We start from the raw sequence: 12,499 nt of genomic DNA on the forward strand, positions 1-12,499 counted from the left end.
AAGGGTACGATCATGTCCAAAGCCCAAACTTCTCTCTTTGATGGTGGTGACGTATCGTCTTCGCTCACAACCCTGTCAGCACTCACCAACGGCCAGGAGGCAGATTTCTTTGCCCTGCTCTCTGCCAAGGAAGAACTTACCACCAAGAATGGCAAGCCCTACCATAAAGTGACTTTTCGTGATGCCCAGCGCGAGGTGAGCTTTCCCATCTGGAACGACACGAGTTGGTCGACCGTCTGTCGGGACCAATGGACGGTGGGCGAGTTCTATAAGTTGCGAGCCCTTTACCGAGAGACCGACTACGGCCCGCAACTGGAAATCCGCAAGATTCGACCCGTCGTCGAAGCGGATACCGCCGAGGGCTTTCGCCCAGAGATGTGCTTGCCTAGTTCGCGATTCGATCCGCATGAGATGTACGAAGAACTGATTTCGCTCACCAAGGATTTCATCGAAGACACGGAGATTTCGACCTTTGTACAGTCAATTCTCGAAGAGTATCAGATTATTCTGCTCACACTCCCGGCAGCCAAGTACAATCACCACGCTCACGTCGGAGGATTCCTGGAACACGTACTCAGTGTCGCCAAAACGTGTGCTTACTTTGCCGACAAGTATGCCGAGTTGTATCCCGAGATGCAGTTAGACAAAGACTTGGTGATCGCCGGCGGCATCCTGCACGACATCGGCAAGGTCCGCGAACTAACCGCCACTCCCGCCGGGGCAGAGTACACACCCGCGGGGACCCTCATCGGACACATCCTGCAGGGCCGCGACATCATCCGCGAGACGGCTGAAGAGAATACCATCTCCGACGAGAAACTTCTGCGGCTCGAACACATCATCGTGGCCCACCAACGGCTCCCTGAATGGGGCTCTCCCAAAGCCCCGATGACCCCCGAGGCCCTGATCGTCCACCACGCCGACGACCTCGACGCCAAACTGCAAATGATGGCGATGGCCCTGGAAGATGACCCGGCCGAGGGCCCATTCACGAGCAATCGCAACCCGCTCAGGCAGAAGATCTATCGCGGCGGTGAAGGGGAAGAAGCGTAATAAGGCGCTTCCGGGAACCTTTTCCATTCGCGGTTAGGATCATCGATGCCCGCGGAATTGAATGGTCAAGATTGTGAGTGTGGAGTAATTTTTTGCAAACCGAAAAGGTTTGTGCCAAAATATTTTATCCCCAAGGGATACCAAAGTTGCGTGCGGATGCTAAATCCGCTCAAAGACTCAAAAGATTTTCACAATGGCCATTAAATTCCCTGACGAACTGAAAAAGTAAATCATTCCTAACACTGAACTCAAAGCGAGCACATCCGATGACACGATGCACCTACCTTGCTCACTGGTTAGTTTTAGCAATCCTCTTGTTTGCAAATCCGCCAAGCTCAATTGCCCTGGAGGTGGAAACTCTCAAGATCGGAGCAGCGGCCCCCGATTTCGAACTCCCCGGCGTCGACGGCAAAACCTACTCCCTGTCGGACTTCGCCGATGCCAAGCTCTTGATGGTGATCTTCACCTGCAATCACTGTCCGACCGCCCAGGCCTACGAAGCACGAATCAAGCAGCTCAATGACCAGTACCAGGATCGTGGCGTGGCACTCGTGGCTATATCACCCAACGACCCGCTGGCTGTGCGACTCGACGAACTTGGTTATTCGGATTTGAATGACTCCTTCGAAGACATGAAAACTCGAGCCCAGGACGAGGGATTTGAGTTCCCTTATCTCTACGATGGCGAAACCCAAGAAACCTCGCGGGCCTACGGAGTACGGGCGACTCCGCACGTCTACCTCTTCGATGCGGAGCGCAAACTCCGCTATGTGGGGCGAATCGACGACAACGACGTCAAGCCACCCGCATCGCACGACGCCCGCAACGCTCTCGAAGAGTTGCTCTCTGGCAAAGAGGTCACCGTCCCGACTACCAGAGTCTTCGGCTGTTCCACCAAATGGTCCGACAAACGCGAGTCGGCCCAGGAGTCCTTGGCACAGTGGAACCAGGAAGAAGCCGAGCTTAAAACGATCACGCCCGAAGAACTGCACACGCGACTCACCCAGAAATCGGACAAGTACCGCCTGGTCAATGTCTGGGCCACCTGGTGTGCCCCCTGTGTGGGAGAGCTTGAAGAATTGGTAACCATGCACCGCATGTACCGCAAGCGGCCTTTTGAGTTGATCACCGTCTCAGCCGACGAATTATCCAATGCCAAAGCCGCCGAGAAAGTACTCGATGAAAAACACTGCTCGGCCACGAACTACCTCCTGGACGCCCAAACCCGCGACGACCTATTCGAAGCCGTCGATCCCGCATGGCAAGGGGCCCTCCCCTACACGGTCCTGATTGACCCCGATGGCACAGTCGTCCACCGCATCCACGATTCGTTTGATGCAGCCAAACTCAAAAGGGTCATTGTAGAGCACCTGGGCCGGACCTACGCCGAGCAAAACTAGTGGCGCAGGCTTCCAAGCCTGTCGAGTCGGGTAGACTCGCCCAAAATAGAGAATGTTCACTCCGCAAGCAGCCTGCCAACTGCCGCCGGTCTGCTAGTCGAGCACTCGGCATCTATGTAGGCTGGAGGGCATGCTAGACGAGATACGAGACTGGTTCGCAACACACGAACTCGATGGCGGTGACTTCTTCGCTTGTCCGAGTGGCTATCCATTTACTGTCGTTCCTCCGAAACCCGGCACAGAGACAATCCTCTACAGTACTAAGACGGACAGCATACGCAGATTAGTTCACGACCTAGAAGGGAACCAGACCTTTGCTGCAATTCTGCGGGGTGGGTTGCCTTCAGACGATGATTTATACTGGTTTCGTTCGCAAGTCGGGTCGCGCCAGCTGCTTTTTTGGGGCGATGCCGATCCTGCTGACTTGCTCACCTTTGCCTGGCTTCGCGAGTCCCTTCCGATCCAATACTGCGGTCTCTCGGACAATATTTTACAGCAATGTGGCGTCGAACTGCGCGACAACCTGACAATACAACTTGCTGAGTCAGAAGTTGCGGCTTTGCCCTTGGTGACCAAGTGTCTCGGTGACTTGCAGAGCCATCTTGGCTCGTGGTGCTCTGGCTTATTGTCGTCAGGTCGCAAGATCGAAGTGGAAGCCCTTTTTAGTTTCGCTAAGTGCACGCCATCCGAATTGGAGACCGTACTGTTGGAGAGCGGCAAGGAGGTCTAGTGTGATGCCAGCCAGCCGCGGCAGCCGCGTTTCGCTGGTAGCTGGGCGGTGGTGTTGCCCTCGAAATCCGCGATTCGCACTGAAATGTATGTGCTTGTCTGGACTTGCTTCCGGCCATCTCTCGTCAGCTGTATGATAGGTTTCTTGACGACATGCGGATTACTGTTCACTCCAATACTTTTGGGGCGACAGAGTATCCCAAGCTGGTTACGCTCGAACTTAAAGTTCGACTAACCTCTCTGGGGCTACCCCAGGGAATCGTGAATGGTTGAATTTCCGGCGCGTGAGCTGCGACGCGTTCCACGCATGATAGCTCACGCTGGACCAGACTCGTTGGGGTATTCTGTCGCCCATTTTGAATATGAGCACTCGCAATCATACAGCAAATGCACTTGCTAGGATTTTCCTTGCGGGGAAATTTGAGTCGGACGAGATGGTTGAACGTGCTAGTCACCTCTTAGCAAAGCGATGGCGTTGGCTACGCCCACTAGCACGACGAGTCGTGGCGGCTTATGACGGGAAGCCACTTCCTCGAAGTATTGCTCTGACCAAGTTCATACTGTCAGATCTTGGCTTCTCACGAGCACTAGAAAAACACGAGGTGCATGTTGTACATCCGCTCATCAACGTACCGACCATGAATCCAATTGCGGTAGCCAATACTTGGCGACTTCCGTCGATTTGTACTATCAAAGAATTAGCTGATTTGCTCAGCATAACGGTAAGCGAACTCAACTGGTTTGCCGACTTAAAACTGTTTGAATACAAGCGAAATCGGGGAGCGTTAAGGCACTACCGATATAGACCCGTGACAAAACGCTTTGGACGGATTCGACTGATCGAAGCGCCAAAGCCTCGCCTCAAAGTAATACAAACACTAATCCTATCCACCATTCTAAATAACGTCCCACCTCACACTGCAGCACATGGATTTCGTCGGGGTCGCTCGATCAAGACATTCGCCGAACCTCATACTGATAAAATGGCAGTGTTGAAGATCGACCTAAGTGACTTTTTTCCGTCTATTTCGATCGCGCGGGTGCAGTCGTTATTTCGCGCTCTTGGCTATCCAGAGTTAGTTGCCGATACGCTCGCAGGTTTGTGCAGTAATGCAACACCACTTGACGTTTGGGACAGCCCAAAGGTCGATTCACCGGCCAAAAACATACGCCAAGTGCGATGGCTATACGCTAATCCACACTTGCCACAGGGAGCACCAACGTCACCTACACTGGCGAACCTCTGCGCGTACCGACTCGATTGTCGTCTATCTGCATTGGCTGAGTCGGTAGGAGCCGTATACACAAGGTACGCGGACGACTTGGCGTTTTCTGGCGATGACAGCTTTGCAAGAGTAGCCAAGAGATTTCAGATACATGTTTGCGCAACTGCCATGGAGGAGGGATTTCGAGTACATCACCGAAAGACTCGCATTATGCGCCGCGGAGTTCGTCAAAGAATCGCCGGGCTAGTCGTAAACAAGCACCTTAATCTAGCCAGAAACGACATTGATCGCCTTAAAGCCATCCTGACGAACTGTATACGGTTCGGAGCACATACTCAGAACCGTAGCGAACAGGACGACTTTCGCGCACACCTTTATGGTCGAGTTGCTTTTGTAGAGTCGATAAACCCACGTAAGGGAAGCAAGTTACGACAGCTGTTGGAGCAGGTAGAGTGGTAGCTGGCGTCCCAACGACACAGACACCATTGACCCGACCCTCCCCAATATCTTGGGATTTGGACTTCAAATGGCAGGCAACGCTTACTTCCCATCACTTCATGAGCCTCCACTTTGGAACTCGCTGTAGATTCAGTCGAGAGCCCTTCAATGATTGACCGTTCCCAAAGAGACAAACTGTCGCAAGATCTTCGACGCCTGGTGACAGGACGGATGTCGAATGATGATTTTGACGACGTGTATTATGAGGAATACGAATCGTCATACGATGTAGCGGTCCGAGAAATTGGTGGGTTCGGCTACGGCTTGTATAGCAGTGATGTCTTATTTCCGTACCGACTCAAAGGGCGACATCGTGTGAGCGTCGACGTTCGGCAAATGGCTTGTCGATGCGTGCTGTTTTTGCGCTCTGATCGAGAGTATAAGTGGCCCCCAATGCCAACTGAATCAGGTCGGCGGTTCCTTTGGGCATTGTGTTTCAATTTGGGTCTTCCCGGTTCCATCGCTATGTTGCTCATCTGTACACCGCTGCTTGCAACCAAAGATAAGACTTTTGCCGCATCGCTCGTAATCCCCAGTGTGATCGTCTTAGCCTATAGCATTTGGGTGATCTTTGGTTCAAGGCGGCGCGAATCTCCTGAATGGCAATCCTGGAAGAACACGGTTGTCTACGATGCGTGGCCCTTTTATCGCCTTGATGACCTTAACAGGGCTAGGACGAGAGGTACGACCTAGCGTCGATCGTTGATCCGTGTGCCAGCACGTTGATAGAGGATTGGCCTCGCGCCTATTCCCCAACTGGCCTAAAAATAGTTGTGGAAATTGGCCACCCGATTTCAGATAATGGGAATCGCGAACCACTAGGCGCGATCCATGTCGACTTCCCTGTTGTAACCAAGCGACAACGATCGTTGTCCGCGATCGTTCCCCGCCTCGCCGAGGCGGGCTTTGCTGGATTGGAAAAATCTCGACTCGGAGAGTCGGGCAACGAGTTTCGGGACAAAGCACCCAGGGGAGTTTTGTTTTACAAAACTCACAAAAATCGATCCTGCCATGATAGATGTAAGTACTGACCCAACAACGAGTTGAAGCATTCCAAACCCGAAGAAAGAAGGCGAGTTTTGTTTTTGAAAAAAAGATTCTTGAGAGAATAGGGCCACCTTACGGGCAGTTACCAGCCGCCCCGAGCAGTGGCGTCACGTTTGTGGGCCTCCATTGCTAGCACCGTGAGCGCCACAATCTCTCGCTAATCGGAACGACCTTCAAGGTCGTTAGTGTGAGCACCGATAGATAGGATTAGGCTGTGCCGTCGAGAATCCGGTGGTGCTAGCTATTGGTGATATTTCTCGCAAGCGTTCCTGTCGAACAAGGATGATCGACGTGGCAATTCCTCGACGAGCCCAAGCTCCAACCGTACCTCTGACTAGAACAGCGGAAACTCCTCTGTTCCTGGCAGATTTGCCCCATGTGGGTGATAAGCCCGCTGTAATTCGACAGCAGCCTGCTTCATCGACTGCCACCAGCATGCCAGGCCAACCTGCCGCATCGACACATCCAGCGTTTGCTGAGATTGCCGCAACGACTGGTCGCACTGAGAAAACCGTCTCCCGTCGTGAGCAACTTGAACAACGCTTTGTGGACGAGGCCCACCTCGAGGCCAAAACGCTCCTCGAAGAACAAGAAGCGATAGCCTATCAGCAAGTGCAACAGAAGAGCAAATCGCGGCCGGGACTATTCGGATGGCGAAAGGTTTTCTCGCAGGCCCATCACCAGTTGGCGCCGTTTGCAGGGCTGATCGTCACATTGGCTCTGCTCTCGTCGGCGGGGTTGTTGTACTGGCTCATCGCGCGGGGACAACCGACAAGCTTCGACCTGCGGGATTTTGATCTCAATGATGGGTCACTAAGTGTCCAAGTGAGTGAATCCGAACCACCGGCATCGGCGATCCCACTAATCGAGACGCAGAGGCCAGCCGAAGTCGCCCAAGAATCGACCGACGCCAAACGAGCGGCGTCCCCTGCCCCTTCACCGGAAAAGCCTGAAGTCGAGTCGCAGGTACCAGAAACGAAATCAACGGCGGCGATGCCTTTGGGTTCCATCCATTTCCCGACTACTAACTTCCCGATGGCGCTCGACTGGAGCAAGGCATTTAACGACGTTGCTCAGCCCCAGGTTGAAATCAATGGCTTGCCGGAAGTGGCGGAAGTTTCCTCTCCAGAGAGTCCCATGGCTCGTTAATTACCTTGTCGCATTAGGATTAGACTTCCATGAGCAATATCGACCAGGCGTTTATCAACGCGTATGCAGATCAACATTTGCCGGCGGTCCCAGCGAGCAGACCGTCGTCCTATACAATTCGCAAGCAACAACCTGCTTCGGCGGCCTCGGTACGCCTGTTTGCACATGAGACCCCTGAAGGTGTGAGTGCATTGCGTTTCGATCCACCTGACCATTTGGTGCATCCCGCCATACAGCCAGAGACTTCCAAACAGAAACTGCACTCGGCAGTCGCTGCAGCGCAGCGAGCCAGTTTCACAAGTGTTGACCAAAACGAAGAAACGATACTGCTACCACCTCTGGGAAATGATCGACGCCCTTTGTCGGCCTTTGCAATCCCGCCCAAGCCAGTCGAAAATGTGTTCAGCCCGGCGTTTGAGGTCGATGGTTTCCAGTGGCCTGCGATCACTGAACAATTGCTTCTGTCGACCAGAGATTTACTCGAACCTGTTGTGAATCTGTTGCTCGAAAGGGCTCAGGAAGGTCATGCCTTAGTTGGACTGGTGGGTACACAGTCCAAAGTCGGTTGTTCGACGGTGACAATGTGCCTGGCAAAAATGATTGCCCAGGCGGGTACCCCTCTGACGGTGGTTGACGCAAATTTCTCCCAGGGTGACTTGGCGACGAGACTTGGACTGGAATTCGATCAGGGCTGGGAGGACGTGCTCGCCGGGGAAATTCCGCTGGCTGAGTGTGCCGTGCATTCGCTTGCAGATTGCATGACGCTCATTCCGCTTGGCGGGCCTGTTTTATCGATCAACGAAAGCCTGGCGAGTATTCAAACCGCCGTGATCGCTGGGGTACTCCGCTACCACCACGACATTGTGCTGGTAGACCTGGGTACTCCCCAGACTCCGGAAGAATATTCGGCTGTACAAGGCATGGTCGAGCATTGCCGACTTGATACGACGATTATCGTAGCCCCCAGTGGATCCAGCGATCCAACGACATTGCATATCATTGATTCACTGCGTCAACTGCTGGGATCGACCTGCCTGGGAGTGATTGGTAATCGCTCCGATCAAGTGAGCAACTAGGAAATCAGCATGTACGAAGAATATTGGCAGCTAGAGACGAAGCCGTTTGAGCCCACCAGCGATCGGCGTTTTTTGTTCCCCTGCCCTGCTCATACTTCCGCTTTGCACAAGCTACGTTACGCAGTCGAGAATCGGCGTCCTGCCGCCCTGCTTGCTGGTACTGCCGGCATTGGCAAAACACTGCTCTGGCACACACTGGAAGTTCAACTCGGTGAGAGCCTTGGCAAACGAGCCCACTTGGTGTTCCCCTTGATGTCTTCCCGGGAGATGCTCGCCTTCCTGGCTGAGCAGTTGGGCGCACCTCTACATGACACTCGCCCAACCGTGGAAGAGAGCCTAAACGCCTTACAAACCGTCTTGGTCGAGAATCGTGAACGTGGCAAACTGGCGATCTTCGCCGTCGATGAGGCCCATCTACTCGAAGACGCGGGACTGCTAGAACCTCTGCGTCTCTTGATGAATCTACGTGATGGGTATGAACCGCTCTTTACGCTGCTGCTGATTGGTCAGGTCGCCGCCCTGTCGACCATGGAGCGCGCAAACGACCTCGACGAGCGTCTGGAGATGAAAGTCTTGCTGAAACCCTTTAGCAGCGAAGAGACAGCCGGCTACATCGAGCATCGCCTTGTGGCGGCGGGCGCAACGCGGCCCTTGTTCACATCCCAGGCATTGGAATTGGCCCATCAACTGACAGGCGGTATCCCGCGTAGAATCAATCGTCTCTGCGATTTGGCGCTCCTGGTAAGTTTCGCGGCCCAAGAGAGCCAGATCGATGGTGCCCAACTTCGCGCTGTCCAATCTGAACTGCTAACACTCGCCCCCGCGGCGTAATTTGAAAACACGTCATTCCCGCGCAGGCGGGTATCCAGAAAGCAATGTCGAAGATCTAGATTCCCGCCTGCGCGGGAAAGACGTAATTAGGTGCAGGCTCCCGCTCCTATCCTCTTTGCGGTAGACTGAGCTAGATGGAAGCACAACAGTTAGTCTTGCTCGCTGGTCGATTGGCGGCGGCGGAAATCTCTGCTGAGGAATTCTTGACTCAAGCAGCGAAGTTGACCGATCAATCGGAAATTGCCACGGTTGATCTGGACCGCGCCGAGCGCTGCGGATTTCCTGAGGTCATTTTCGGCACGGGCAAATCAGCCGAGACAGTCATCGAGATTGCAGGTCGACTCCTTGCGCATGACCAGCATGTCTTGGCAACGCGGATCGAAGCCGAAAAGGCCAAGCAAGTTTTGGAGCGCCTATCAGATGCTCGTTACAACCCTGTGGCCCGTACAATCCGCATCGACGCAAATCCGCGCGGACCGGAGGTCGGGCATGTGGCTGTCATTACTGCCGGCACAAGCGACCTGCCCGTGGCCGAAGAGGCCCGCGAGACGCTTGCTTGGATGGGAGTCCGTGCAACAATGGTTCACGACGTGGGTGTGGCCGGTCCGCATCGCTTGCCGGAACGTCTCGCCGAGTTCCGTGATACAGATGCCATCGTGGTAGTAGCGGGTATGGAAGGAGCCTTGCCGAGTGTGGTAGGTGGCTATGTCCCCTGCCCTGTATTTGCGGTCCCCACAAGTGTTGGCTACGGGGCCAATCTAGGAGGACTTTCGGCGCTTCTGGCGATGCTCAATAGTTGCGCAAGCAATGTGGCGGTCGTGAATATCGATGCTGGTTTCAAGGCGGGTTATCTGGCGGGGTTGGTGGCGACCCGACGGGGGACGGTGTGAAATGGCTTTGAAAGATGTCACTTCTGAACCCTTGCCGGTACTTCCTGCTCGTGAGGATGAAAGCCACAAGGGGACGTACGGCCGCGCGCTGGTTGTCGGCGGTTCGCGCGGCAAAGCAGGCGCCGCAGCGCTTGCCGGGAAAGCAGCCTTGCGGAGCGGGGCAGGTCTGGTGACGGTGTTGGTGCCTCGTGCGATCCAAGAGACCGTCGCCAGCTTTGAACCGGCAATGATGACTGTCGGCCTGGGAGCTTCCAACTGCGACGAATTGTTGCAAGAGTTCGCTCCCGAGATAAAGGAACTCGCCAAGGACAAGAATTGCCTTGCATTAGGTCCAGGACTGGGAACCAGCGCGAGTACCTTTCGGCTGGTTCATTCGCTCTATCACCACGTCGAACAGACGATGGTCGTGGATGCCGACGCTCTTAACGCCATGGCCGCGTGGTCAGAGGGCCTGAAGCATCCGAGTGGATCGAGAATACTCACGCCACATCCGGGCGAGTTCGAGCGGCTCACGGGCGAGCCATGTGCAGATGAAGCCAGAGTGAGAGCGGAACAAGCCGCTGCATTGTGCCGCCGCGACATGACAGATCAGACGGTTGTTGTGCTCAAAGGGCACCACACGATCGTAACCGATGGGAGTCGCGTCTCATTCAACCAGACCGGCAACCCCGGCATGGCGACGGGCGGGACTGGCGACGTGCTGACTGGAATTATCACGGCCTTGGTGGCTCAAGGACTGGAAACGTGGGAGGCGGCCCGGTTGGCAGTGCATGTCCACGGTCTCGCGGGAGACTTGGCTGCTGAAAAGCTTGGACAGGTTTCCCTGATTGCCAGTGATTTGTTGAATTTTCTGCCGGAGGTTTTTTTGAAGATGGGAAATCGCTAAGCCACACATTGGCTATGACTTGACTGGGATATGACCTGCCCACTCTATGGCGAGTTCCGAGTCGAAGACCTTCTCGAACATTCCCAGCCGGCGGCGGGCGGCCCAGAGGTCGGTTTCGGGATATTCTTTGGCCTCGACGATCAGTTCCAACAAGTCGTCGGACATACGAACTTCCACTTCTTCTACAGTTTGATTGTGGCTACGATCCAAGCCTCCTGCCAGGCGCAGTACGGCCGCCATGCGCAGCACGCGCAGTTGGTCGTTCTCGCTGAGTCGGCGGAAATTCTCATGCTTTCGCTTGGGTATCGCACCGCGGTGATAGCGGGACACATTGGCGATAATCTCGATCTCCTCCGGGCGAAAACCTTCGAGGTGGCTATGCAAGATCAAGTGGTACGAATGTTTGTGGTGGCCGTCGTAGTTGATTAGATATCCCACGTCTTGCAGTCGGGCCGCCGCCTCAAGCAGACGGCCATCTTCGCAGTCGATTTCAAAATGCTCGCACAACCCTGCATAGATCTCACTCGCCAGGCGAGCCACCTGCCGGGCATGAGCGAGTTCCACCCCGCAGGCCGAGGCAAACCGTTCCAGTTGGGCATTGTCGTCGGCGGGGATTTCTTGCCGGGTGCGCCCCTGCATCTCTTCAATCATCGAGAGCAGCAGTCCATCACGCACCCCAAACGGATGCACCTGGAGCAGGTTCAATTTGAACCTCCGCATAATGCAATCGATCACCGCCATTCCCGGCACGATAATGTCCGCACGATCGGGATTCAAGCCTGGGACTTCGCGGCGCTCCTTGAGCGACATCTTACGGAGCCGATCGATGAGATGTCGCAACTCGGCACGTGGGATTTGGCAACCTCCCATGGGGAGTCGAGACTGCCCCTTGGCCGCCATCACCATGCCAGCCAAGCTTGTAAAGGTTCCTCCCGAGCCTATCAAAAGATGCAAAGGGGCTGAAGGCTTCTCGGTGGTTTTGTTCAACTCACGATTGATCCAACGGATCATGCGTTTGAAGTCATCTCCCGCCAATGCCTGTCCACCACCAAACTTTTCATTGAGCCGAACGGCACCCAACTTGGTACCATAGATTGCCTCGATTAGTTCACCACTAGCGAGGACCAACTCAGTGCTGCCTCCACCAATGTCTGCCAGCAAAGTGTTCTTGCCTGTCAGATCAAATCGTCGCCGCACGCTATGAAATGCCAGGTGTGCTTCCTTTTGGGAGCTGATGACTTCTAGTTTCAGATCCAGCTGTTTCTTAACCATAGCGCAAAACTCCGCGCCGTTGCTCGCTTCACGCACAGCGCAGGTGGCGATCGCACGCAGGCTTTCCACACCCAGACCCTGGACGATCGAAAGAAACCGTCGCAGTGCAGCCAGCGAGTCGGCAATCGAGGCGTCGTCGAGTTTACCCGTCGATGCCAACGACCTGCCGAGTCGAGGGGTCTCCCGTTCTTCATCCAGTACACGATATCGACCATCGGCCAGGGCCTCGGCTACCACGAGGCGAATGCTGTTGCTGCCGACATCGATCGCAGCCAAACGAGGGACAATGTCGGGGGTGAGATAAGTCTGTTGTTCAGGCATTGGTTGCGTGACTTCCTTGTAAGCCAGTTTTCAGATTGTAATTCAATTACTGTCAAATCGAACGAGCCTTCAGGACCATCCATGGCTTCTCTTCAGCATAACATGTAATCCATAGCAAGTT

11 protein-coding genes are annotated in these 12,499 nt (G+C 54.6%); 10 read left to right on the plus strand and 1 reads right to left on the minus strand.

Annotated elements, in window-relative coordinates:
* Positions 1-12 precede the first annotated feature (12 nt).
* The 10 genes from Pla144_RS12390 (at position 13) to Pla144_RS12435 (ending at position 10,785) form a co-directional block, all read left to right on the plus strand.
* Positions 13-1,053, plus strand: a complete 1,041-nt coding sequence (locus tag Pla144_RS12390) for a 3'-5' exoribonuclease YhaM family protein (RefSeq protein WP_146450980.1) — start codon at positions 13-15, stop codon at positions 1,051-1,053.
* Between the two features lie 266 nt (positions 1,054-1,319).
* Positions 1,320-2,453: a redoxin domain-containing protein gene (locus Pla144_RS12395; protein WP_146450981.1), complete on the plus strand. Its 1,134-nt coding sequence runs from the start codon at positions 1,320-1,322 to the stop codon at positions 2,451-2,453.
* A 130-nt stretch (positions 2,454-2,583) separates the two neighbouring features.
* Positions 2,584-3,183, plus strand: a complete 600-nt coding sequence (locus tag Pla144_RS12400) for a hypothetical protein (RefSeq protein WP_146450982.1) — start codon at positions 2,584-2,586, stop codon at positions 3,181-3,183.
* A gap of 433 nt (positions 3,184-3,616) precedes the next feature.
* Positions 3,617-4,867: a reverse transcriptase family protein gene (locus Pla144_RS12405; RefSeq protein ID WP_197530632.1), complete on the plus strand. Its 1,251-nt coding sequence runs from the start codon at positions 3,617-3,619 to the stop codon at positions 4,865-4,867.
* Between the two features lie 147 nt (positions 4,868-5,014).
* Positions 5,015-5,599 carry a hypothetical protein gene (locus Pla144_RS12410; protein ID WP_146450984.1) on the plus strand — a complete coding sequence of 195 codons (585 nt, stop codon included), beginning with the start codon at positions 5,015-5,017 and terminating at the stop codon, positions 5,597-5,599.
* Positions 5,600-6,244: 645 nt separating this feature from the next.
* Entirely contained in the window at positions 6,245-7,102 is an 858-nt protein-coding gene (locus Pla144_RS12415) for a hypothetical protein (RefSeq protein WP_146450985.1), read from the plus strand.
* Between the two features lie 29 nt (positions 7,103-7,131).
* Positions 7,132-8,178, plus strand: coding sequence for a CpsD/CapB family tyrosine-protein kinase (locus Pla144_RS12420; RefSeq protein WP_146450986.1), 1,047 nt, complete (start codon positions 7,132-7,134; stop codon positions 8,176-8,178).
* Between the two features lie 9 nt (positions 8,179-8,187).
* Complete coding sequence (locus Pla144_RS12425; RefSeq protein WP_146450987.1) at positions 8,188-9,009, plus strand: ExeA family protein; 822 nt, start codon at positions 8,188-8,190, stop codon at positions 9,007-9,009.
* A gap of 134 nt (positions 9,010-9,143) precedes the next feature.
* Entirely contained in the window at positions 9,144-9,899 is a 756-nt protein-coding gene (gene larB / locus Pla144_RS12430; RefSeq protein ID WP_146450988.1) for a nickel pincer cofactor biosynthesis protein LarB, read from the plus strand.
* Position 9,900: 1 nt separating this feature from the next.
* On the plus strand, positions 9,901-10,785 hold the full coding sequence (locus Pla144_RS12435) for an NAD(P)H-hydrate dehydratase (RefSeq protein WP_146450989.1): 885 nt from the start codon (positions 9,901-9,903) through the stop codon (positions 10,783-10,785).
* Positions 10,786-10,797: 12 nt separating this feature from the next.
* Here the strand turns inward: Pla144_RS12435 and Pla144_RS12440 are convergent, their stop codons facing one another.
* Positions 10,798-12,378 carry a Ppx/GppA phosphatase family protein gene (locus tag Pla144_RS12440; protein WP_146450990.1) on the minus strand — a complete coding sequence of 527 codons (1,581 nt, stop codon included), beginning with the start codon at positions 12,376-12,378 and terminating at the stop codon, positions 10,798-10,800.
* Positions 12,379-12,499 lie beyond the last annotated feature (121 nt).

Origin of the sequence: Bythopirellula polymerisocia, from assembly GCF_007860015.1 — a bacterium.
Taxonomy (GTDB): Bacteria; Planctomycetota; Planctomycetia; order Pirellulales; family Lacipirellulaceae; genus Bythopirellula; species Bythopirellula polymerisocia.

Excerpts from the sequence above, each read along its gene's own strand:
- Pla144_RS12425 (WP_146450987.1), top strand. The coding sequence starts at position 8,188 with ATGTACGAAGAATATTGGCAGCTAGAGACGAAGCCGTTTGAGCCCACC.
- Pla144_RS12395 (WP_146450981.1), top strand. The coding sequence starts at position 1,320 with ATGACACGATGCACCTACCTTGCTCACTGGTTAGTTTTAGCAATCCTC.
- Pla144_RS12420 (WP_146450986.1), top strand. The coding sequence starts at position 7,132 with ATGAGCAATATCGACCAGGCGTTTATCAACGCGTATGCAGATCAACAT.
- larB (WP_146450988.1), top strand. The coding sequence starts at position 9,144 with ATGGAAGCACAACAGTTAGTCTTGCTCGCTGGTCGATTGGCGGCGGCG.
- Pla144_RS12405 (WP_197530632.1), top strand. The coding sequence starts at position 3,617 with ATGGTTGAACGTGCTAGTCACCTCTTAGCAAAGCGATGGCGTTGGCTA.
- Pla144_RS12400 (WP_146450982.1), top strand. The coding sequence starts at position 2,584 with ATGCTAGACGAGATACGAGACTGGTTCGCAACACACGAACTCGATGGC.
- Pla144_RS12390 (WP_146450980.1), top strand. The coding sequence starts at position 13 with ATGTCCAAAGCCCAAACTTCTCTCTTTGATGGTGGTGACGTATCGTCT.
- Pla144_RS12435 (WP_146450989.1), top strand. The coding sequence starts at position 9,901 with ATGGCTTTGAAAGATGTCACTTCTGAACCCTTGCCGGTACTTCCTGCT.
- Pla144_RS12440 (WP_146450990.1), bottom strand. The coding sequence starts at position 12,378 with ATGCCTGAACAACAGACTTATCTCACCCCCGACATTGTCCCTCGTTTG.
- Pla144_RS12410 (WP_146450984.1), top strand. The coding sequence starts at position 5,015 with ATGATTGACCGTTCCCAAAGAGACAAACTGTCGCAAGATCTTCGACGC.